Origin of the sequence: Nonomuraea candida (assembly GCF_000725485.1) — a bacterium.
GTDB classification, from domain to species: Bacteria; Actinomycetota; Actinomycetes; order Streptosporangiales; family Streptosporangiaceae; genus Nonomuraea; species Nonomuraea candida.
Genome location: NZ_JOAG01000012.1, coordinates 112,386 through 133,927 on the forward strand (window position 1 = coordinate 112,386; position 21,542 = coordinate 133,927).

21 protein-coding genes are annotated in these 21,542 nt (G+C 71.7%); 10 read left to right on the top strand and 11 right to left on the bottom strand.

The genetic code is table 11. The features are described 5' to 3' along the window. Positions 1-13: 13 nt before the first annotated feature. The gene (locus IO39_RS12465) at positions 14-1,297 is read left to right on the top strand and encodes an acyltransferase family protein (protein WP_169789057.1); all 1,284 of its coding nucleotides are present in this window, start codon (positions 14-16) and stop codon (positions 1,295-1,297) included. Positions 1,298-1,353: 56 nt separating this feature from the next. Further along, positions 1,354-2,316, top strand: a complete 963-nt coding sequence (locus IO39_RS12470) for a glycosyltransferase (protein WP_043620718.1) — start codon at positions 1,354-1,356, stop codon at positions 2,314-2,316. On the opposite strand, the gene IO39_RS12475 is transcribed toward IO39_RS12470, so the two are convergent. Then, on the bottom strand, positions 2,313-3,239 hold the full coding sequence (locus IO39_RS12475; protein ID WP_157548240.1) for a hypothetical protein: 927 nt from the start codon (positions 3,237-3,239) through the stop codon (positions 2,313-2,315). The genes IO39_RS12470 and IO39_RS12475 overlap by 4 nt on opposite strands. Continuing rightward, a complete protein-coding gene (locus tag IO39_RS12480; protein ID WP_084772738.1) occupies positions 3,232-3,690 on the bottom strand; it encodes a sigma-70 family RNA polymerase sigma factor in 459 nt (152 codons plus the stop codon). The genes IO39_RS12475 and IO39_RS12480 overlap by 8 nt, the downstream gene beginning before the upstream one ends. 93 nt (positions 3,691-3,783) lie before the next feature. Between IO39_RS12480 and IO39_RS12485 the strand changes: the two genes are divergently transcribed. Then, complete coding sequence (locus tag IO39_RS12485) at positions 3,784-4,497, top strand: acetoacetate decarboxylase family protein (RefSeq protein WP_043620724.1); 714 nt, start codon at positions 3,784-3,786, stop codon at positions 4,495-4,497. A gap of 18 nt (positions 4,498-4,515) precedes the next feature. On the opposite strand, the gene IO39_RS12490 is transcribed toward IO39_RS12485, so the two are convergent. The 6 genes from IO39_RS12490 to IO39_RS58870 form a co-directional block, all read right to left on the bottom strand. Continuing rightward, on the bottom strand, positions 4,516-5,400 hold the full coding sequence (locus IO39_RS12490; RefSeq protein WP_043620727.1) for a glycosyltransferase: 885 nt from the start codon (positions 5,398-5,400) through the stop codon (positions 4,516-4,518). A gap of 184 nt (positions 5,401-5,584) precedes the next feature. Next, positions 5,585-6,352 carry a CDP-alcohol phosphatidyltransferase family protein gene (locus tag IO39_RS12495; RefSeq protein ID WP_043620730.1) on the bottom strand — a complete coding sequence of 256 codons (768 nt, stop codon included), beginning with the start codon at positions 6,350-6,352 and terminating at the stop codon, positions 5,585-5,587. Beyond that, on the bottom strand, positions 6,330-7,370 hold the full coding sequence (locus IO39_RS12500; RefSeq protein WP_043620733.1) for an iron-containing alcohol dehydrogenase family protein: 1,041 nt from the start codon (positions 7,368-7,370) through the stop codon (positions 6,330-6,332). Before IO39_RS12500 ends, IO39_RS12495 begins: the two co-directional genes overlap by 23 nt. Before the next feature lie 28 nt (positions 7,371-7,398). Continuing rightward, entirely contained in the window at positions 7,399-8,133 is a 735-nt protein-coding gene (locus tag IO39_RS12505) for a phosphocholine cytidylyltransferase family protein (protein ID WP_043620735.1), read from the bottom strand. Between the two features lie 77 nt (positions 8,134-8,210). Continuing rightward, positions 8,211-8,819: a DUF5941 domain-containing protein gene (locus tag IO39_RS58865; protein WP_281200073.1), complete on the bottom strand. Its 609-nt coding sequence runs from the start codon at positions 8,817-8,819 to the stop codon at positions 8,211-8,213. A gap of 11 nt (positions 8,820-8,830) precedes the next feature. Further along, complete coding sequence (locus tag IO39_RS58870; protein WP_043620740.1) at positions 8,831-10,249, bottom strand: CDP-alcohol phosphatidyltransferase family protein; 1,419 nt, start codon at positions 10,247-10,249, stop codon at positions 8,831-8,833. A 112-nt stretch (positions 10,250-10,361) separates the two neighbouring features. Here IO39_RS58870 and IO39_RS12520 point away from each other — a divergent pair, with 112 nt between their 5' ends. Then, positions 10,362-11,798 (top strand): bifunctional cytidylyltransferase/SDR family oxidoreductase, encoded by a 1,437-nt coding sequence (locus IO39_RS12520; RefSeq protein WP_043620743.1) that lies wholly within the window; start codon positions 10,362-10,364, stop codon positions 11,796-11,798. A 26-nt stretch (positions 11,799-11,824) separates the two neighbouring features. Next, a complete protein-coding gene (locus IO39_RS12525; RefSeq protein WP_043620748.1) occupies positions 11,825-13,561 on the top strand; it encodes a CDP-glycerol glycerophosphotransferase family protein in 1,737 nt (578 codons plus the stop codon). Positions 13,562-13,675: 114 nt separating this feature from the next. On the opposite strand, the gene IO39_RS12530 is transcribed toward IO39_RS12525, so the two are convergent. Next, the gene (locus IO39_RS12530; RefSeq protein ID WP_500690332.1) at positions 13,676-14,734 is read right to left on the bottom strand and encodes a glycosyltransferase family 2 protein; all 1,059 of its coding nucleotides are present in this window, start codon (positions 14,732-14,734) and stop codon (positions 13,676-13,678) included. 38 nt (positions 14,735-14,772) lie between these two features. On the opposite strand from IO39_RS12530, the gene IO39_RS12535 reads away from it, so the two are divergent. From IO39_RS12535 to IO39_RS12555, 5 genes are all read left to right on the top strand, one after another. Beyond that, complete coding sequence (locus tag IO39_RS12535) at positions 14,773-16,236, top strand: LCP family protein (protein WP_043620750.1); 1,464 nt, start codon at positions 14,773-14,775, stop codon at positions 16,234-16,236. A 34-nt stretch (positions 16,237-16,270) separates the two neighbouring features. Further along, the gene (locus IO39_RS12540) at positions 16,271-16,618 is read left to right on the top strand and encodes an STAS domain-containing protein (protein ID WP_043620753.1); all 348 of its coding nucleotides are present in this window, start codon (positions 16,271-16,273) and stop codon (positions 16,616-16,618) included. Positions 16,619-16,876: 258 nt separating this feature from the next. Then, positions 16,877-17,707, top strand: coding sequence for a GNAT family N-acetyltransferase (locus IO39_RS50555; RefSeq protein ID WP_052422807.1), 831 nt, complete (start codon positions 16,877-16,879; stop codon positions 17,705-17,707). Next, positions 17,704-18,543, top strand: coding sequence for an LLM class flavin-dependent oxidoreductase (locus IO39_RS12550; protein ID WP_043620756.1), 840 nt, complete (start codon positions 17,704-17,706; stop codon positions 18,541-18,543). The genes IO39_RS50555 and IO39_RS12550 overlap by 4 nt, the downstream gene beginning before the upstream one ends. 113 nt (positions 18,544-18,656) lie before the next feature. Further along, entirely contained in the window at positions 18,657-19,382 is a 726-nt protein-coding gene (locus IO39_RS12555) for a DUF4097 family beta strand repeat-containing protein (RefSeq protein ID WP_157548242.1), read from the top strand. A 41-nt stretch (positions 19,383-19,423) separates the two neighbouring features. Here IO39_RS12555 and IO39_RS12560 read toward each other — a convergent pair whose 3' ends face one another. Together IO39_RS12560 and IO39_RS12565 are read right to left on the bottom strand one after the other, a co-directional pair. Beyond that, positions 19,424-20,239: a hypothetical protein gene (locus IO39_RS12560; RefSeq protein ID WP_157548244.1), complete on the bottom strand. Its 816-nt coding sequence runs from the start codon at positions 20,237-20,239 to the stop codon at positions 19,424-19,426. Between the two features lie 106 nt (positions 20,240-20,345). Then, the gene (locus IO39_RS12565) at positions 20,346-21,497 is read right to left on the bottom strand and encodes a hypothetical protein (protein ID WP_043620768.1); all 1,152 of its coding nucleotides are present in this window, start codon (positions 21,495-21,497) and stop codon (positions 20,346-20,348) included. Positions 21,498-21,542 lie beyond the last annotated feature (45 nt).

The window sequence follows — 21,542 nt, forward strand, 5'->3', positions numbered from 1 at the left end:
GAGCGACTCCCCAGTGTCTGACACCAGATTCTCCCCAAAGGCCACGCCCCCGCGCAGCCCGGAGGAGCAAGGACCCGCCAACACGGGAGCGCGGTGGCCGCTGCCGGAGGAGGCGTTCTGGAGTGAGTCGACAGATCCCCACGGTGTCGCCCCCGGCGTCTCCCAGGGTGTCGCCCCTGGTGTTGTCCCCGGCGTCGCCCCCGGCGAGCTCACCGCGCCGCAGGCGGCGGTGACCGCGGCCCCGGCGTCCGGCGAGCGGGGTCAGGAGCAGCCGGAGCCGCAGCGGCAGGCCGAGCCCGCCAAGCGCAAGCGCGACCCGTTCCTCGACAACGTCAAGTTCATCCTGATCGCGCTGGTGCCGATCGGGCACTCCCTGGTGCCCACCCTGGCCGCCGACTCCGCGCGGGCGGCCTACATCTTCATCTACGTCTTCCACATGCCGCTGTTCGTGGTGATCAGCGGCTACCTGTCCAGGAATTTCTGGAACTCCAACGCCAAGACCAACAAGCTGGTCGACACGTTCCTGGTGCCGTACGTGATCGTCGAGGTCGGCTACGCCGCGCTCCGCTTCGCCCTCGGGCAGAAGTGGAGCCTGACGATCATCGACCCGGCCTGGCTCAACTGGTACCTGCTGGCGCTGCTGTTCTGGCGGTTGTCCACCCCGGTGTGGAAGCGGATGAAATATCCCGTCCCGGTGGCGATCGCGATCTACCTGTTCGCCGGGTTCTCGCAGATCTCGGGCGACTTCAGCATGGACCGGTTCTTCGGCCTGCTGCCCTTCTTCGTGATCGGCCTGGTGCTGCAGCCCGAGCACTTCGAGCTGCTCAACCGGCGCTGGATCAAGGTCGTCTCGGTCTTCATCATCCTCGGCGCGGCGGCGGTGGCCATCTTCATCGCGCCCATGGCCAAGCTCGGCCCGTTCTACTACAAGAACAGCTACCAGGACCTCGACCTGTCCTGGTACATGGGTCTCGGCCTGCGCGTCGGGCTGCTCGTGTGCGCGCTGGCCATGTGCTTCGCCGTGCTGGCGCTGGTGCCCAGGAAGGAGACCTGGTACACCGACCTCGGCACCCGCACGCTCTACTGCTACCTGCTGCACGGCATCCCGGTGCTGATCGCCAAGGAGATGGGCTGGTTGTCGTTCCCGTGGCTCTACGGGCCGCTGGGCGTGCTGGCCATCAGCGCGAGCTGCTTCGCGCTGGCCATCATCCTGTGCCTGCCGGAGACCCGCACGGTCTTCAAGTGGGTGCTGGAGCCGCGCCTGACCTGGCTCTATCGCCGCCCCTCCCGAAGTTAAGCAGCCGTTCCACCCGCATTAACGCCTTTGACCTGGTTAGCGCGGAGCATCGACACATGCGCGCATGTGTCGCCACGACCGTCCATCATCCCGAGGACGCCCGGATCATGCACCGGCAGATCCGGGCGCTGCTCGACGCGGGCCACGAGGTGACCTACGTCGCGCCGTTCACCTTCTACAACGTGACCCCCGCCATGGGGCTGACCGCGATCGACGTGCCCCGCCAGGCCTCCTACGGCCGGGCGCGCGGCGCGCTCAGACGCGGCCTGCGGGGCGCGGACCTGCTGATCGTGCACGACCAGCGGCTGCTGCGCGCCCTGCCCTACCGCCGCCCTCCGGTCGTCTGGGACGTCCGCGAGCAGGTGCCGCCCAAGCGCCTGGCCCGCGCCGGAAGGCGCCACCAGGTGATCACGCCCGCCGTGGTCCCCGAAGCGACCCTGGTGTCGGCCGACCCGCCCCCTCCCGGCGACACCAGGGTCGTGCACATCGGCCGCCTGTCGGCCGAGCGCGGCGTCACGGAGCTGATCGGGCTGGCCGAGCGCCTCGTCCCGCACGGCATCAGGCTGGACCTGATCGGCGCCGCGGCCGGCGACGTGCGGCCCCTGCTGCGCGACGCCCAGCGGGTGGGCCTGCTCGACTGGTTCGGGTACGTGCCCAACCGGCACGCGCTGCGCATGGCCGAGGGCGCGCTGGCCGGGCTGTCGCTGGCCGACGACACGGTCCGGGAGCTGCCCACCAAGATCATGGACTACATGGGCCGGGGCCTGCCGGTGATCACGACCCCGCAGGGCGCCTCGCTGGTCGAGGAGGCCGGCTGCGGGCTCGTGGTGCCGCTGGACGTGGACGCCGTGCTCAACGCCGTCCTGGACCTGAAGGAGAACCCGGCGCGGCGGGCCAGGCTGGGCGCGCTGGGGCACGCCCAGGCGCGGCTGCGCCACCACTGGCCGGACCACGCCGCGGCCTTCGTCCGCCGCGCCGAGTCCTGGGCTGGCGTGACCACCCACGCGCTGGCCGTCTAAGGCCGGTCCAGGTCGAAGGTGACGTCGGCCAGGCGGATCGTGCGCACGCGCGGGTCCTCGATCAGCTTCCGCAGCTCGGCGACCGAGGAGAGCTGGTCCACGTAACCATAGGCCAGACCGTCGCCGGCCGCCTTGCGCAGCCGGGCCAGGGAGAGGTCGAAGCTGCGCAGGTTCGCGTCGTCGTGCTCGCGCAGCAGCCCGACCCAGGCGCGGAAGTCGGCCAGTTGCTCGCCGCACGCCCGTTCCCCGAACGTGTCCTCCTCGCCCTCCGCGAGAGGCGGGCTCCAGAAGGTGTCACCCCAGACGATGGGCAGCGACCCCGTCCTGCGCTCGTAGACCACCTTGTCGGGACATGTCCTCGCCTCCTTCAGGAAGCCGATGAGGCCGGCTTCGTCGAGCGGCGCGGCGAACTCGACCGCCGCCAGGGTGTTGAGCCGCTCCGGGAGCCGGCCCAGCACCTTGCGGACCTGCTCCTTGGGGGCGAGGCTGCCGCCCATGCCGAACAGGGCGAGGGAGAGCCGCGTGTTGGCGGTGTGTCCCAGGGGCAGGTGGCCCGACACCCGGCCGAAGAAGTCCTGGGTGATCCGGTAGGTGTCACCCCCGCCCGGCCAGAACCCGCCGATGGCGCGCGTCGGGCTCGCGCCGACCTCGAACGACATCGACACCGGCGTGGTCTCGCAGCACGCGCCGACGGTCACCTGGTAGGCCGGGTTGTACAGCTTGAAGGCGGTGCCGAGCACGTCCATCATGCGCCTCTCCCGGTCGCCGCGCTGCTGGACGAGCGCCGAGCCGTGCGTGGCGACCAGCGCGAGGGCCAGCAGGACGGTCAGGACGCTGCTGGTCGTCCTGGCCAGCCCGCGCCGCACGGACCGCCGGGTCCGCTTGGGATCGAAATCCGGCATTTCCGGAAAGTCATCAGTCATGGGAAGCTCCATAGACGTCGGCGAAGGCGTTCCTGGCCCGCCAGAGGGCCGTTTTCATCGAGCTGTGCGTCCTGCCGGTCATCGCGGCCACCTCCACCAGCGAGAATCCCTCGAAATAGACCAGCTTGAGCAGCCTGCGCTGCTGCTCGGGCAGCCGTTCCAGGGCGTCACGCACGTCCGTGGCGGCCACGTGGAGGGCCGGCACGCCGAGCTCGTCGGCGTCGGGCAGGTCCAGCTCGCGGCGGACGCGCCGGAGGTGGTCGATGAGGACGTTGCGCGCGATGGTGAGCAGCCAGGCGGCCGGGTTCTCGCCCCGCCAGCCCAGCAGGGCCCTGGTCGCCTTGACGAACGTCTCCTGGGCCAGGTCCTCGGCGAGATGCGGGTCTCGGGTCCTGCGCAGGAGGAACCCGCACACGAGCGGCCAGTGCTCGCGATAAAGCTCCTCGATGATGACGCCCCCCGAATCCTTTCGATTGTCACGTCACACATAGACGCAACCGGGTCGGGAATGGTCACACGGCCTGCCTGTTGATGTACTGGGGGCATGGCATCACATCTGATCCAGGGCCGGACGGTGGACATGCCTGTGCGGGTGCGGGACGCCGAGGTGTGCAGCGCCGCCTACCCGGTCCGGGCCGACGCCGCCAGGGCGGTGATCGCCTACTCCGGCCTCGACGTGGCCGAGGTCCTGCCCGGCAAGGCCGTCTGCGTGCTGCTGTTCGTGGACTATCGCGACAGCGACCTCGACACCTATCACGAGTTCGGCATGGCCTTCCTGGTGCGCCCGCCCGGCTCGTCCGGCCCTCCGAGGCCGGCGGAGCTGCGGCGGGCCGGGGTTTTCGTGCACTGGCTGCCGGTGGACCAGGCGTTCACGCTGGAGGCCGGGCGCGCCCTGTGGGGGTTCCCGAAGGAGCTGGCCGACATCGAGTTGCGGCTGTCGTCGCCGTACAAGAGGTGCATCCTGCGCAAGGACGGCCGGCTGGTGCTCGACCTGCTGGTCAAACCGGGCCTGCCCATGCCGGGGGCGACCGCGATGGCGCCGCTCGACGCCTACACGCACCGCGACGGGGTGACGCGGCGCATCCCCTGGTCCGTACGCGCCCGCGGCGCGCGGATCCGCCCCAGCGGCGCGCTGATCAGGCTGGGCAACCATCCCATCGCCAAGGAGCTGAGCGAGCTGGGGCTGCCCAAGCGGGCGCTGTTCAGCACCACGATCTCGCACGCCGAGATGAGCTTCGGCGCCGCCCGCGAGGTCTGAGTCGCACGTGGGGGCCGCTCAGACGATGGGCGGGCGGCCCAGCTTGAACATGCGCCAGGCCGTGCTCCAGGCCATGGGACGGCGCTCGCCCGCCGGCGTGCGCAGCCCCTCGAAGAAGCCGGCGAACCACGCCTTGAGCGAGCGCGAGGAGCCGCGCTCGCGGATCACGGTGAGCACGACCCAGTTGGTCAGGTAGAAGAACGCCAGCGGCCACGGCAGGTTGCGGCGCGCCAGCCAGACCCGGTTGCGCGCGTTGAGCCGGTGGAACTCGGCGTGCCTGGTCGGCGGCACCTGCGGGTGGTACATCACCGTCTCGGCGTCGTATTCGATGCGGTAGCCCTCGCCCAGCAGCCGCCAGGCCAGGTCGGTCTCCTCGTGCGCGTAGAAGAACCGCTCGGGCAGGCCGCCCACCTGGAGGAAGGCCGAGCGCCTGATCGCCGAGGCGCCGCCCAGGAACGTGGTGACCGGGGAGGAGCGCTGGGGGTCGCCCGCGCGCAGGCGCGGGACGTGGCGGCGCTGGCCGCTGCCGCCGTCAGGGTCCATGATCCGGAAGGAGATCACGGCCAGGTCGGGCTCGGTGGCGAAGCGCTCGCGTACGTGCGCGACGACCTTCTGGTTGGCATACCAGCCGTCGTCGTCGAGGAAGAGCACGACGTCGCCCGAGCACTCCTCCACCCCCCGGTTACGGCCGGCGGGGATGCCCGTGTTCTGGTCGAGCCGGATCGATTTCACGACCGCGGCCGATCCCTCGGGTGGCGTCGCCGACACCTCGGGCACGTCGGCACCGTTGCCTACGATCACCACCTCGACGTCGCCGTCGACCTGGTTGAGCGCGGACTCGACCGCCCGGTTCAGCTCCGCGACCCGGTTGCCCATGGTGAGGATGACGCACGAGATCTTCAACGAATCACTGTCCTGACGCGTTGAGAGCACGAGCGGAGCATTCTTTCATGATCACCGAGTCTGCTGGTCTGCGTGGTCTGGAAATGGTGAAGCTAAGCGTATCGGAACCGGCAATGAACCCCCACCGAACGGCGGACGTCCGATCAATACGACGGACGGGAGACGCCTCCGGTTCCGGCCTGGATCAAGCAAGTCGCCTCGATGCCATGATGCTGATCAGGTGCAGCACGGTCTGCAGCGCGGCGGCGACCGCGCAGGCCACGACCAGCACCCGGGTGGCGGTCATCTCGCCGGTCACCGCGTCGATGAGCGCGGTGCCCAGCGCGAGCAGCGACAGCTCGATCGGCTGCACGATCCGGTGGAACTTCGTCGCCGCGAGCACCCGCCGCCCCAGCCCCAGCAGCCCGGAGCGGAACTGCCCGGCCGAGGCGTCGCTCGCCGCGCCCAGCCCGCCCTTGGCCCTGGCCACCTCCACCAGGTCGCTCTCGGCCTTGATGAGGATGGCCCCGAGCGCGGCGGCGAAGCCGAGCACGGTGTACCAGTCGGGCAGGACGGCCGAGGCGCGCCAGCCCAGCCCGGCCAGCACCGCGGCCTCGGCGAAGTAGGCGCCGACCCGGTCGAGGTAGACGCCGGCCAGCGAGGTCTGGCCCGTCCAGCGGGCCAGCTCGCCGTCGGAGCAGTCGAGCAGCAGGTAGACCTGGACGAGCAGGGCCGCGAGCACCGCGGCCCACAGCCCGGGCAGCGCCAGCACGAAGCCGGCCGCGACCCCGGCCACCGTCATCACCCAGGTGAGCTGGTTGGGCGTGACGGAGGTCTTGGCCATCATCCAGGTGACGTAGATGGACAGCCGGCGCATGTAGAGCACGCCCGCCCAGTGCTCGCCGTTCCTGCGCTCCAGGTGGCCGGGTGGCTGGGCCACCCGGCGCAGCTCAGCTACCGAAGGCCCGGACATAGTCCCCCACCCGATCGCGGATCTCCGAGTCCTGCATGCGCAGGTGCTCAAGGATCGTGTAGCGGCCGGGGCGGGTGGCCGGGGCCAGCGCGACGACCTCGGCGAACTGCTCGGCGCTCAGCCCGATGTCGGCGGGCACGACGGGCAGCTCGTGCCGGCGCAGGCACTCGACCACCTGCTTGACACGCGCGCCGTCCTCCCTGAGGAAGAAGCAGAAGGCGGCACCGATGCCGGCGAGCTCGCCGTGGTTGGAGGTGCCGGGGAAGAGCTGATCCACGGCATGAAGGATCTCATGATCTCCACCGCTCGCGGGCCGCGAGGAGCCGGCGACGACCATCGACATGCCGGACAGGATCAGCGATTCGGCCAGCACGGTCAGGAACGCGTCGGACTCGATGGAGTCGGTGCGCCCGATGAGCGCCTCGGCGGCGGTGCGGGACATCGAGCAGGCCAGCCCGTCGATGGGCTCGCCGCGCTCGACGTTGCCGAGCTGCCAGTCCTCGATGGCCGACAGGTTGCTCACCACGTCGCCCACGCCGGCCCGCACCAGCGACTCGGGCGCGTTGTGCACGAAGTCGAGGTCGACCAGGATGGCCAGCGGCATCGGCACGCCGAAGGAGCCCTTGCCCCCCTCGTGCACGAGGGAGGCCGTGGGCGAGCAGATGCCGTCGTGGGACAGGTTGGTCGCGACGGCGACCATCGGGATCCCGGCCAGCGAGGCGGCGTATTTCGTCACGTCGATCGTCTTGCCGCCGCCGACGCCCACCACCACCTCGTAGGCCGCCTTGCGCAGGTCGGCGCCGAGCGAGACGGCCGCGTCGACCGTGCCGTCGGCCACCCTGAACACCTCGGCCTCACCCAGCGTGGGCGCGATGAGGCTCTCGATGTGGTCGCCCTGCCCGGGGCCGACGGCCACGGCGACGCGTCCGGAGGTCGCCACCCTGCTGTCGGCCAGCAGGGCGCCGAGCTGTGCCACGGCGCCCCGCCTGACGTCCATGGTGAGGGGCGCCGGCAACATCCTCGCGAGAAGCGGCATCCGCGCTCCCTCAGTAGTGGACGGCTATGGTGCGGGCCTTGGCCAGGTCGTCGTGGTTGTCCACTTCGACCCAGTCGACCTCGCCGATGGGCGCGGCGTGGATCAGCTCGCCGCGCTCGACCATCTCCTGGTAGCCGTCCTCGTAGTAGAGCTGCGGGTCACGCTCGAACGTGGCCTTGAGCGCGTCGGCCAGCCGGTCGGCCGCGCCCGGCCTGATGAGGGTGGCGCCGATGTACTCGCCGTAGGCCTCGGCCGGGTCCATCAGCTTGGTGATGCGGCGCAGCGCCCCCTCGGGCGAGAGCGTCACCTTCATCTCCTCGTCGGCCAGCTTCTTGACGTTGTCGACGGCCAGCAGCACGTCGCTGGTCTCGGGGGCGGACAGCAGCGTCTTCTCGATCGAGACCGGGTGCACGGTGTCGCCGTTGACCAGCAGCACGCCCTGCGCGAAGTAGTCGCGGGCGCACCACAGGGAGTAGGCGTTGTTCCACTCCTCGGCCTTGTCGTTGTGCACCAGGGTGAGCTTGACGCCGTGGCGCTCCTCCAGGGCGTCCTTCCGCTCGTGTACGGCCTGCGCCGCGTAACCGACGACGACCACGACGTCACGCAGGCCCACCTCGGCGAGATTGCGCAGCGAGATGTCCATGATCGTGGTTTCGCCGTCAACCGGCACGAGCGCCTTGGGCAGCGTGTCGGTGTACGGCCGCAGGCGTCGTCCGGCCCCAGCGGCCAGAACCATTCCCAGCAACGTGCACTCCTCAGTCGAGCATGACTCCGATGGCCCAAAGAGTATTCGCCTTTGGCCCCCGTGCGGGTAATCCGGCGTTAGTCTTGCGTTCCCATATCGGCTGCTTCCACCCCGGATCGGGGCGCGGCCAGCCAGCACGTGAGGCTCTCCCAGCCGAACAACGCCCACAGGTAGATCGCGAGCACGACGTAGCCGCCCGTCAGCCAGCCCGACAGCGCGGCCAGCGAGACCACCATCATCCGGCCGTCCCAGCCGAGCCCGGCCGTGGCCAGCCAGGCCGGCGGGTAGACGTGCTGGCGCAGCCGGTAGAGCAGGTCGTAGTGGTGGAAGGCGAGCGCGCCCAGCAGCAGGAAGATCAGCACGGGGTGCACGTCGTGGGCGAAGCCGCAGGCGGCGATGAAGGTGTACTCGATGAGCCGCAGGATCGGCGGCACGAGCCAGTCGAACCTGCCGTCGTGGGGGTGGGTGCTGCCGGGCCCGGCCAGCAGCAGCGTCACGGCGGGCGCGAACACCGCCAGTCCGTCGGTGCCGGCCACGCCGAGCATCAGCAGCACGCCCGTGACGAACGTGCCGGCGAGCACCGGCGGCAGCGGCGGGAGCTGCCCGGCCACCAGCAGCCCCATGGCGCGCGAGAGCGGCCCGTCGTCGCGGTAGGCCACGACCGTGCTGGTGGGGACGGGCGACATGTGAACCGAAATCACCTCGAAGACCTCGCGATCCGACCGGCGAGCTGGTAGAGGGCCGCCACCCCACCCCAGCAGAGCAACGACAGGAACGTGACCCGCGCGCCCCAGACGGCGGCGGTGACGGCGATCAGCGCCATGCGCTCGCCGATGGGCAGCACGATGATCTTCTTCAGCCAGCGCGCGATCGTGTCGCGCTCCAGCCGCTGCGCGAACCTGAGCACGCCGCCCGGGGCCCGCCGCACGTCCCGCGACTCCAGCAGGGAGCGCGCCGGGCGGCCCCACATGGCCCCGACGCGGGCGGCGTCGGCGACCGCGCCCGCGTAGGAGTAGTCGATGGCGTGCCGGACGACCTGCGCGATCATCGCGGCGACCGCCAGATACCAGATCTCGGTGCCGCCGAAGCCGAAGGCCAGGCCGACGTAGACGGCGTATTCCTTGAGCCGGTCGGACATGCCGTCGGCCCAGGCGCCCAGCGGCGAGAACGTGCGCGTGTAGCGGGCGAGCTGCCCGTCGAGGCAGTCGAGCGCGAATGACAGGTACAGCAGCGCGGCCCCGGCCAGCCGCCCGCCCGGCGTGCCCGCCGCGAACCAGACGGCCGCCAGCAGGGCCAGCCCCGCCGAGACGCCGGTGACGGTGTTGGGCTCGATCTTGAGCCGCACGGCGGGCTTGATGAGGTGGCGGGTCCAGGAGGAGACGAAGAACGTGGCGAAGAAGCCGTCGTCCTCCTTGACGGAGGTGTCGAGCCGGACCTTGGCCTCGTCGACCTCCGACAGCCTGGCCAGCGCGGCGTCGGCGGCGTCCTGGCCGATCACCCGGTCGGCGTGCAGCGGGCCGATCCCGGCCGCGCGCACCCGCACGCCCGACCTGACCAGCCCGACCAGGAGCAGGTCCACCGTCTCGACGGGCGTGACGGGGCCGAGCTTGCCCGTGTCGGCCAGCTCGGCCAGCTCCTCGGCGACGTCGGCGAGCGCGGTCAGGTCGGCCTCGCCCACCTGCAGCACGCCCCTGAAGGTGGCGTTCGACTCGGGGACGAGGTGGAAGGAGCTGCCGGCCGCGACGACCCGGCCGCCCTCCACCCGCACGGGCGGGCGCAGGGGGCCGCCGGTGACGTCGTGGGAGATGAGCGCGCCGGTGCTGCGGGCGGGATGCTCCAGCAGCACCGCCAGCGCCTCGGTGTGCGTCACCAGGTCGGCGGGCAGCACGGCGAGCGCGCCCGCGGCGGTGCGCGCGATCTTGGCCACGCCGCGCAGGTCGCCGCCGAGGCCGCCGGCGGAGCCGACGACCTGGACCTCGCGGACGGGCAGCCGGGCGAGCTGGTCGCCGAGCCGGTCGAGCAGCGTGCCGTCGCCGCTGTGGAGCCTGCACGCGGGTGTCGTGGCGAGCAGCACGGCCGAGAGGGTCGCGTTCTCGCGGGTGAGTGAGTCGGGCAAAGCTCCGGTCTCCTCCCGGTCGGGGTGGAGCACGTGGACTGGGGGGGTGCGTAGACACAGCGTAGCGACAGGTCAACGCGATATCACGGACCGGGACCGTTACGCTCGCGGTATGGATTCACGGCTGCGGTCGGTAGGGGTGCTCCTCGCGGGCGGCGTGGGGCAGCGGGTCGGGCTCGCCACGCCCAAGCAGCTCGTCGAGGTCGCGGGCAGGACGATCATCGAGCACTCGCTGGCCGTGTTCGAGGGCGCGCCCGAGATCGACGAGATCGTGGTGCTCATGACGCCCGGATACGCCGACCGGGTGCGCGAGATCGTCGCCCGGGGCGGCTACCGCAAGGTCAGGAAGGTGGTCGACGGCGGCGCGAGCCGTACGGAGAGCACCTGGCGGGCGCTGCGGGCGCTGGGCGAGGAAGAGTGCAATGTGCTGCTGCACGACGCTGTACGCCCCCTCCTGGAGCCCCGGATCATCACGGAATGTGTCAGGGCCCTGGAGACCCACGAGGCCGTCAACGTGGCGATCCCGAGCTCTGACACGGTCCTGGTGGCCGCCCCGGCACCCGGCGGTCAGGCGGGCGGCGGTCAGGCGGGAGGCGGTCAGGCGGGCGGGGAGGTGATCGGGGAGGTGCTGGACCGGTCGCGGCTGCGGCGCAGCCAGACCCCGCAGTGCTTCCGGCTGTCGGTGATCAGAAAGGCTTACGAGCGGGCGATGGCCGACCCGGGGTTCGCCGGGCTGCCCGCGACCGACGACTGCGGGGTGGTGCTGCGTTACCTGCCCGAGGTGCCGATCCACCTGGTGCCGGGCAGCGAGCACAACATCAAGGTCACCCACCCGGCCGACCTGCACATCGCGGAGCTGCTCTTCCGGCTGCCCGTCCAGGTGCCCCCGGGCGACAGGAGCGCGCTGGCCGGCCAGGTGATCGTCGTCGTCGGCGCCGAGCCCGGCGCGGATGCCGGCGTGGACGCCGCGCCCGGCGCGTCCGAAGCAGCCGGTGTCCGCGCGTCCGAAGCGGCCGGCGCCTCCGGCGCGTCCGGAGTGTCCGCCGCGGAGGCTCTTGTGCGGGAGGCCGCCGCGTACGGCGCGAAGGTGCACGTCCTGGGCCGGGCCGGCGGCGTGCGGGCCGAGGACTTCGACTCGGTGGCCAAGGCGCTGGACGACGTCGGCCCGGCCGACCACGTGGTGCTCGCCGGCGGGCCCGCCCGCACCGGCGCGCCGGCGGGGGCGAGCGGCGACGCGTCGGCCGAGGCGGTCGCCGCCCATCACCTGGCCGCGCTCAACGTGGCCCGCGCGGCCCGCCCCCACCTGCGGCCGGGGCGCGGCAGCCTGCTGCTGGCGGTCCCGCCCGGCTCCGGCGCCGCCCGCGAGTCCGGCGCGGCGGCGGTGGCGGCGCTGACGCGGGCGCTGGCCGCCGAGTGGGCGGCCGACGGCATCCGGGTCAACTGCGTCAATACCGGCGCCTCTCCGCTCGTGGTCGCTCAGACGTCGCTGGACATCCTCATCTCCGGCCTAACCGGGCACGTCATAGACGTTCGCGTGGACGGCGCTTGACCTGACGCTTGTTACCGTGCGATCGCATGAGGAGACTCATCGTGATCGCGGCGCTACTGGGCTGCTACCCCGTGCTGCTGGTGTCGGCGCTCTGGCCGGCGCCGGTGGTGTTCGGGGTGGCCGCGGCGGCCTCGTACGCCGTCGAGTACGCCGCCACCCGCGCCGCCAGGCCGCTGCCCGAGCTGCTGGCCAAGGTGCACCTCGGGATCACGCTGCGCTTCGCGGCCAGGGAGACCATGGCGCTGCTGCTGATCGCGCGGACGGCGGGGGCCGACTCGCCGTGGTTCGCCGCGGTCGCCGCCGGCATGCTCGCGATCCACGCCGTGCGGGCCCTGCACACGGGCCTGGCGCTGCGGCTGCGGCAGATGCTCAGCCGGATGCCGGTGACCACCCGCAACCTCGACGTCTCCGCCCTGCGCATCCCGAAGCTGCCGCCGGGGCGGCTGCGTGACGCCGGCAGCGTGCCCTTCCTCTACCTGGACGGCCTGCCGGTGCTCGGGGCGGTGCTGGGCGTCGTGCCCGCCGCCGTGGGCGCCGGGCTGGCGCTGGCGGCGGGGCTGGCGGGGGCGCTCGCCCTCATCCCGTACGTCCGCCGCGCCGCCCCCCTCACCGACCGGGAGCGGGTCCTGGAGGTCGTGGGCGAGCAGATCGAGAAGTACCGGCCGGAGGTGATCCTGTACTTCTCCGGCGCGACGGCCGCCGCCTACCAGGCCAGGATGTGGCTGCCGACGCTGGAGCGCCTGTCCAGGCGGGCGATCGTGGTCCTGCGCGAGCGGGGCATGGCCCGGCACCTGGAGGGCACGCGGCTGCCGATGGTGTGCATCCCGTCGTCGGCCGACCTGATGAGCTTCCGCGCCCTGACCGACGCCCGGCTGTGCCTGTACGTCGCCAACGTCGGCAGGAACGTGCACATGCTGCGCATCCCGACCCTGCGCAGCGTGTTCCTCAATCACGGCGACAGCGACAAGGAGGCGTCGTTCAACCCGTTCTCGCGGGTCTACGACGAGGTGTGGGTGGCCGGGCCCGCGGGCCGCGACCGTTACCGGCGGGCCAAGGTGGGCGTCAGGGACGAGAACATCCACGAGGTCGGGCGGCCGCAGCTCGAAGGCATCTCGACGGAGGGGCCGGGGCTGCCGTTCCGGACCGTCCTGTACGCCCCGACCTGGGAGGGGTGGAACGACGACCTGTTCCACACCTCGCTGGTCACCATGGGCCCGCGCATCGTGCGGGCGCTGCTCGACCACCGGCCCGCGCTGCGGGTGATCTACAAGCCGCACCCGCTCACCGGGCACCGCGACAAGAGCGCCACGCGGGCGCACCGGAAGATCGTGGCCATGATCGAGGCGGCCGAGCTGGCCAAGTCGAAGGCCCGCCACCCGTCGCGGGCGGACGGGGCCGAGCCGCGCATCCGGCACCTGGTGGTCACCGGGCCGGAGCCGCACCTGTACGACTGCTTCAACCAGTGCGACCTGCTGATCACCGACATCTCCAGCGTGGTGACCGACTTCCTGGCCAGCGAGAAGCCGTACGCGGTGACGAACGTGGCCGGCCTGCCCGAGCGCGCCTTCCACGAGCGCTACCCCAGCACCGAGGCCGGCGTGCTGCTCGGCGCGGCCCTGGCCGAGCTGGCCGGGTTCCTGGACGGAGAGGACACGCTGGCGCGGGCCAGGGTCAAGCTGCGCAGCTATCTGCTCGGGCCGGAGTATCCGGACGCGATGGCCCGCTTCAACGCCGCCGTCGAGCGCGTCTTCTCCGGCGGCTGACCGCCTTCTCCGCCGGCTGACCGCCTTCTCCGCCGACTGACCGCCTTCTCCGCCGGCACGCCGGGGGTAGGCACCCCGCCGGGGTGCGGCGGGGTGGGGGCGGGCGACGGGAGACTAGCGCTCGGGCCGGGCGAGCTTCTTCGGGCTGGTCAGGAAGCCCCAGCCCCACGAGCAGTGCATGGTCGCGTAGACCAGCGGCAGCCGCAGCTTGGCCGCGGCGGGCAGCCCGCCGCCGGTCAGCACCGAGCCGGCCACGATGGCGACCGCGTAGCCGCCGGGGACGATCAGCGCGAGCGGGAGGAACGGCGAGACGACCAGCCCGAGCAGCATCGCCAGCACGGCGGCCGGGGGCGCGAGGTAGCGCAGGTTGATCGTGCCCTCGTGGGTCCGCGCGACCACGCGCCGCCACCGGCCGTAGTGGAAGTACTGCTTGGCCAGCGCCTTGACGTTGGGCCTGGGCCGGTAGGAGACGCGCATGCGGGGCTGGAACCACACCAGGCCGCCGGTCTGGCGGATGCGGTGGTTCATCTCCCAGTCCTGGGCGCGCTGGAAGTGCTCGTCGTAGCCGCCCACCCGGTCGAGCGCCGAGCGGCGGAAGACGCCGAGGTAGACGGTGTCGGCGGGGCCCGGGGTGCCGCCCACGTGGAAGGCGGCGGCGCCCACGCCGATCTTGGAGGTCATGGCGCAGGCCACGGCCTGCTCGAAGGGGGTGACCCCCTCGGCCGCCATGATGCCGCCCACGTTGTCGGCGCCGGTCTCCGCCAGCGTCTCGACGGCCACCCGCAGGTAGTCGGAGGGCAGCATGGCATGCCCGTCGACCCTGGCGATGATGCCGTTGCGTGAGGCGGCGATGGCCGCGTTGAGCGCGTTGGGGGTGCGGCCCGTCGGATTGGGCACCACCGTCACCCGCCGGTCGGCCGCCGCGATGGCGTCGGCGACCTCTTGGGTGCGGTCCTGGGACGGACCCACGGCGAGGACGACCTCGATCTCGCCGGGGTAGTTCTGGGCGAGGACCTGATCGACGGCCTCGCGGAGGTGCCGCTCCTCGTTGAGGACCGGCATGACGACGGAGATGGGAGGCCAGCCGCGCGTCTCCGCGGGCGCGTGCGGCGAGTCGGGGAACTGCTTCATGGCGGGGCTCACGCTACTGTACGACCACGGGAGGAGGGCAATCGAAAGCCCATCCGCCGGGGCGACAAAGGGGGGACGGCATGCGCGACCCGGGCGAGGAGGAGGACGACGGCGTGCTCGTGGGCGGCGACGCCTACGGCGGGGTCAAGCTCCCGCCCGTCCGCGCCCGCAAACCGCGCAGGAGCGCCAGGGCCAGGCGGCGCAACATCCTGATCGCCGGTTTCCTGTCCATCGGGGTGCTGGTCACGACCGGGGTGGTGTGGGCGACGCCGCGCCAGATCGGCACGGTCGACGCCGGGGTGACCGCGCCCGCGTCCTCCCGTGGCGCCGAGAACATCCTGCTGGTCGGCGTCGACAAGCGCGACGACCTCACCCGCCAGGAGCAGAACCGCCTCAAGCTGGGCCGCGAGTCCGGCCAGCGCACCGACACGATGATGGTCATCCACCTGTCGGAGGACCACAAGAAGGTCACCGTGGTCAGCCTGCCGCGCGACACCTGGACGACGATCCCGGGCAAGGGCGACCACAAGATCAACTCGGCGTACCAGTTCGGCGGGCCCAAGCTGACCAGGCAGACCGTGGAGGCGGCCACCGGACTGGAGATCAACCGCTACATCGAGGTCAACATCCTGGGCTTCATCGACGTCGTCGACTCGCTCGGCGGGGTCACGGTCTGCACGCCCGTGCCGATCAACGACACCAGGATCGCGCTCAACCTGCCGGCCGGCACCCATCAGCTCGACGGCGTGCGCGCGCTCGGCTACGCCCGCACCCGCGCCACGGCCCGCTCCGACCTCGACCGCATCGACCGGCAGCAGCAGGTGATCTCGGCCCTGCTCAACCGGGCGCTGAGCGCCGACACGCTGGCCAACCCGGCCAAGCTGACCGCGTTCGTCAACTCGACGCTGAGCACGGTCAAGGTCGATCCCGACGACGGGCTGCTCGGGCTGGCCAATCAGCTCAGGGACGTCTCGCTGGACGACGTGAAGTTCGCCGAGGTGCCGCTGGCCGACGTGAACTTCAAGACGCCCACCGGCGAGTCGGCGGTGCTGTGGGACAAGCAGGCGGCCCGTGCCATGTTCGACCGGATCGAGGCGGACCAGGACCTCACCGAGCCGGCGCCCTCCGCCTCCAGCTCCGGGAAGCCCTCCGCGAAGCCGTCGGCCAAGCCGCCCGCGACCGCGCCGGGCGAGATCACGCTGAAGGTGAAGAACGGCACGATGATCACGGGGCTGGCGGCTCGTACGAAGGAGGCGCTGGTCGCGTACGGGTTCAAGGTGCCCGGCAAGCCGGGCAACACCACCAAGAAGGACTACGAGAAGACGTTCATCCGCTACGGCAAGGGGCTGGAGGCGCAGGCGAGGGTCGTGGCCGCCGCCATCCCCGGCGCGGAGCTGCGCGAGGTGGACGTCGAGGGCATCGAGCTGATCCTGGGCAGCGACCAGCCGAAAATCCGGCAACAGAAGTCGGCCGGCACCCCATCCGCCCAACCGAGTGTTACACCAACCACCAAAACGGCAATGCAGAACATATGTAAGAAATAGGCATAATTATCTAGGCGTCGGGCAGGTGAGGCCCATGGTGGTCAGGTGCTGGCGAGAGGAGCCCTGTACGGTGCTGCACGTCGTGGGAGACCTCGACGTGGCGGGCGCGCCCAGGCTGCGGGCGGAGCTCGAACAAGCCTTGGCCGCCGCCGACCCCCTCGCTCTGGTCCTCGATCTGACCGAGGTGCCGTTCTGCGACTCGGTCGGGCTCGGGGTGCTCGTCGCCGCGCTCAACCACGTGCAGCGGATGAACGGCCGGATGATCCTGGTGCTCGCGCCGGGAATGATCCGGCATCTGCTGACGATCACCAATCTCGACCGGCATTTCGAGACGAGCCAATCCCTCGGCGAGGCCCGCGCGGCCCTGGAGAACGCGGCCTGACGCCCCGGCCCCGAGGACGCGGCCTGACGCCCCCGGCCCCGGAGGACGCTGCCCGACGACCCGCCGCGCGGCTCCGGCAGGGTCCGGTCGCGCGGTCCGGCGGAGTCCCGTCTCATGCGCCGGGGCGGGCCGGTCGCGTGGTCCCGGCGGGGCCCGGCCGGTAAGAGGTGTGCGCGAAAATGGTCATGTCACCGGGCACACCTCCCCTCGACGCTCTGCGGTCGCGGGAGAGCCCCCTCACCTGCGGAGGCTTTCACGTTGTTCGACCAGTTCCCCGAGCCCGCGCGATCCCAGCTCAGGTCCGCCTTCGACGAGGGCAGGACCCGTCCTGAGTGGTGCTTCGCGGAGGGACAGGCCCGCCTGGCCTACTGGGCGCCCTTCCCCGGCTCGGAGCCTGCGATCGTCTGGCAGTTCGACCCCGGCCCCGACCCCGTCGCCGCCGCCGGGCTGCTGCGCCACAGCATGACCGCGATGGGCCTGACCAAGGCGATCCACGACATCCCGCTCAAGCCGGGGCTCGACCCCGTCGTCGACCGTGCCGTCGAGCACGAGGCGCTGATCGAGGCCGGGTTCGCGATGGAGGTGGAGCGGCTGCTGCTGGAGTGGGCGGCCGGCAGCGACCTGCCGCCCGACCCCGGCAGGCTGACCTACCGGCCCGCGCGCCGCATGTCCCCCGCCGAGGTGATCGACGTGCTCGTCCGCGTCTCGGAGGGCTCGCTCGACCACGACACGCGGGTCGAGGTGGCCACGTCGGGCGCGGAGAAGGAGGCCCGCTGGATGTACGACGACCTGATGAGCCGCAAGGGCAAGCCCGACTGGTTCGTCATCGCCCACCTGGACGAGGAGCCCGTCGGCCTGGTGGCCCCCGACGACAACTCCATCGCCTACATCGGCGTGGTGCCCGAGCACCGCGGCAAGGGCTACGTCGACGACCTGCTGGCCCGGGGCACCCGCACGCTCGCCGAGGCCGGCGTGCAGCGCGTGGTGGCCGCCACCGATGTCGCGAACGTCCCCACTGCCGATGCCTTCCTGCGTGCCGGATACTCGGAAGTCGGCCGACTGTTCCGCTACTACTGGAGAGCATCATGAGGCTTGGAGTCATGTACGACCGGGACCTGCCGCCGGAGCAGCTCATCCCGTTCGCCCGGACGCTCGACGAGACCTCCGTCGACGATCTGTGGGTGGTCGAGGACCTGGGCTGGACCGGCGGCATCTCGTCGGCGGCCACGGCGCTGGCCGTCACCTCCCGGCTGCGCGTGGGCCTCGGCATCGCCCCGGCGCCGCTGCGCAACCCGGCGCTGCTGGCGATGGAGCTGGGCAACCTGGCGCGGGTGCACCCGGGCCGGCTGGCGGCCGGGATCGGGCACGGCGTGCAGGAGTGGATGCGGCAGGTGGGCGCCGCCGTCCCGTCGCCGCTCGGCCTGCTGGAGGAGACGATCACGGCGGTGGGCGAGCTGCTGCGCGGCCGTGCCGTCACCCTGCACGGCACCTCGGTCCATCTGGACGAGGTGGCGCTCGTGCACCCGCCGGCCGAGCCGCCGCCCCTGCTGGCCGGGGTCAAGGGCCCGCGCTCGCTGGCGCTGTCGGGCCGCGTGGCCCAGGGCACGATCATCCCCGAGGGCGTCGGGCCCGAGCAGCTGCCCGGGGTCCGGGAGCGGATCGGCGGCGGCGAGGATCACGAGCTGGTGGTGTTCACGTTCCTGCACATCGGGTCCGGCACCGCCGAGGTGACGCGCTCGGCGGTGGAGGGGCAGGCGGGCTTCCTCGGGGTCGCGCCCGCCGACGTGGCGATGGCGTCCGGCACCGCCGAGGAGGCGGCGGCGCACGTCAAGGCCCTGTGGGCGGCCGGCGCCGACTCCGTCGCGGTGCGCCCGATCGGCCCCGACCCCCTGGGCCAGGTGACCGCGCTGCTGTCGGCCCTGTAGGACGCGGGCGCGCCCTACAGGGCGCGCGGGTGACCGAATGGCCGATGCGGGCGGGCGTCGACTCGTCCGGACGGTCGATGGCCGGAAGGCGGCGTTCGGTCACGATCGTCGTCATGAGGCAGATCGCGGCAGTCGTGGCAGGTACGGCACTCCTGGTGGCAGTCACCGGCGGTTGCGGCGTGGACCTGAAGGCCGAAGAGGTCCACGCCGCCCAGTCGTTCCCCTTCACGGGGACGAACCTGAAGATCGACGCTTCGCTGGGCGGGGTGCGCGTCCTGCCGGGCACGGGCGGCGCCGTGCAGGTGGAGCGGTGGGTGCGCGGCAGGGCGGCCGACGGGCCCGCCTGGTCCCTGCGCGAGGGCACGCTGCGGCTCAGCGCCGACTGCAGTCTGGTCTTCGGCGACTGCGGCGCCCGCTACCACGTCAAGGTCCCGCCCGGCGTGCGGCTGTCGATCGACGCGGCCGACGGCATCATCCTGAACGACCTCACCCAGGACGTCGACGCGGTCAGCCGGGACCGCATCCAGGTCACCAACGCCTCCGGGCGGCTGCGGCTGCGCAGCGAGGGCTCGATCAAGGGCGAGGGGCTGAGGTCGGGCCAGGTCCGGGGCCGCACCTGGGACGGCTCCATCGACCTGGCCTTCACCGACCCGCCGGCCACCCTCGACCTGCAGTCCCGGGACGGAAGGGTGACCGCGAGAGTGCCGCCGGGCGCGTACGCGGTGACGACGGCGAGCAGGGAGGGCAGCGAACGCTCCGAGGTCACGAACGACCGCGACGGCGCCCGCAAGATCGTGGTCCGCAGCACCACCGGCGACGTCCGCGTCCTGAGGAGATAGCCCCCGGGAAGGCCCGGCTCCGGCGCCCGTGACGCGGAGGGCTACTGCCAGATGGCGGCGTACTTGCCGTTCTCCGCGTTGACCTGCACGGGCGCGAGCCCCTTCTTCTTCAGCTCGTCGAAGCGCTTCTGGTAGCCGGAGGCGTTCATGTCGACGTAGTGGGCCCAGGAGCGGACCCCGTCCTTGCGCCACACGGCCGCGTACGTGCCGTCGGGCGCCACCGCCACCCTGACCGGCCGGAACCCCTTGGCCTTCTTGGCGTGGACCTCGGCCTCGTGCTGCTTGAGGCTCTTGCCGTAGGTGTAGTACCAGGCGCCGCCGGTGTTGGCGGTCCACACGCCCACGTAGCGGATGTCGCCCGGCGTGCCGTACGCGTCCACGGAGGTCAGCGCCAGCCCCTTGGCCAGGGCCTGCTTGTTGGCGGCGCCGAAGCGGGCGGGGGTGAGGCCGGACCTGGTGAGGAAGGCGCCGCCCTTCTTCTCGAAGACGGCGGTGAACACCGGCGAGTCGGCCGGCCCCGTGGCGGAGACGGAGACCGGCTGCGCCCCCTCCTTGACCGCGGCGTCGAACCGCTTCTGGAAGCCGCCGGCGGACATGCCCTGCCAGATGCCCCATTCCCTGGAGGAGCCGTCCTTGACCCACACGGCGGCGTAGCGCTCGCCGTCCGAAACGTTTACCGTGATCGGCCGGTAACCCTTGTCCTTGAGCTCGTTGACCCGCTCGATGCTCTGCTGGGCCGTCTGCCCGTGATAGGCGTACCAGGCCGGAGCCGCCTGCGCCCCGGCGGCGGGTGCCATCGCGACGGCGACCCCCGCCAGCACCGACGTGACGACTGTGGTCTTCCCTGCGGTCCGCATGACCCTCCCATGCAGGATTCTTTACTCGTGCAAGAAGGAACGACCCTAACAGTCCGCGCCCGCCGCCCGCAGGCCACCTGACCGGTCCGGCCTGGCACGACGCGCGTCAGCCGACGCGCTCGAAGGGCGTGGGCGCCTGGCCGGTCCAGCGGTGGAGCTGGGCGTGGGCGGTGTGCTTCGAGACGCCGTCCTCGGTGACCTTGCCGGCCTTGGCCACGTAGTAGCGGCCGTGGCCGAGCGAGACGAGGCCGTACTCGCCGGTCATCTGCCAGCCCCGCACGCCGGTCGCCGGGTCCTGGAGCCCGCCCGGCGCGAGCGTGAGCAGCTTGCCGCGCTCGGGCTGCGGCTGGCCGGCGATCTCGCCCGTCCTGGGCCGGTCGCCGCCGTGCACCATGAAGAAGGTGTAGTTCGGGAACTGCGGCTTGGTGCCCTTGTAGACGGCCATCATCCAGTTGCCGGTGTGCTCGTCGTACTCGAGGTTCTGCACGCCGTAGGTGGTGTTGCCGGTGTAGGCGAAGTACTTGCCGTCCACCCGCTCGGGGCCGCTCTTGTGCGGGGCGCTCTCGGTGAGCGGCCGCTCGTACTTCTTCCACTGCCGGATGTCGTACTGGAGCAGGACCTGGTGGTCGTTGTCCGACCGGCCGGCGTTGGCGTAGACGCCGTAGGCGACCGTCAGCTTCTGCCTGCCGTGCTTCCTGCCGAAGGCGGGGCCGAAGGAGACGCCGTCGATGCCGCTGCAGCCGTACCGGTGGTCGGGGGTGTTGCCGACGTTGCCGTCGAAGGCGCCGTCGCCGTTCATGTCGGCGGTGTAGTCGGCCACGACCTCCTTCAGGTACACGGTCTTGACCACGTCGCTGGTCTGGGCGTCCATGCCGGGGGTGGTGATGCGGTCCACGTCGAAGATCGCGATGTAGAACGACTCCTGCGCCTTGTACTCCAGCGACCCGTACACCCGGCCGTCCTCGGTGTTGAAGTCGAGGTCGCCCAGGTGCCCGGTGAAGCCCGTGACGGAGCCGATCAGCTTGCCCTGGAGGTCGGTCTTGACCAGCAGGTTGGTGAAGGAGAAGTACATGTGCCCCTTGCGCTGGTCGATGGCCATGCCCTGGACGTGCCCGGCGGTCCAGGCGCCGCCGTAGATCTCGGGCGGCAGGTCATGAGGCCGGTCCGCGGGAGTGGCGGCGGCCGGGGCGGCGAGGAGGGCGAGGGCGGAGGTGGCGGCGAGGGTGGCGGCGAGGGTGAACGTCAGGACCTTGCGCATGGTGCGGTACCCGTCTTCGAGGTGCGTTGATCAAACGGTGACGCT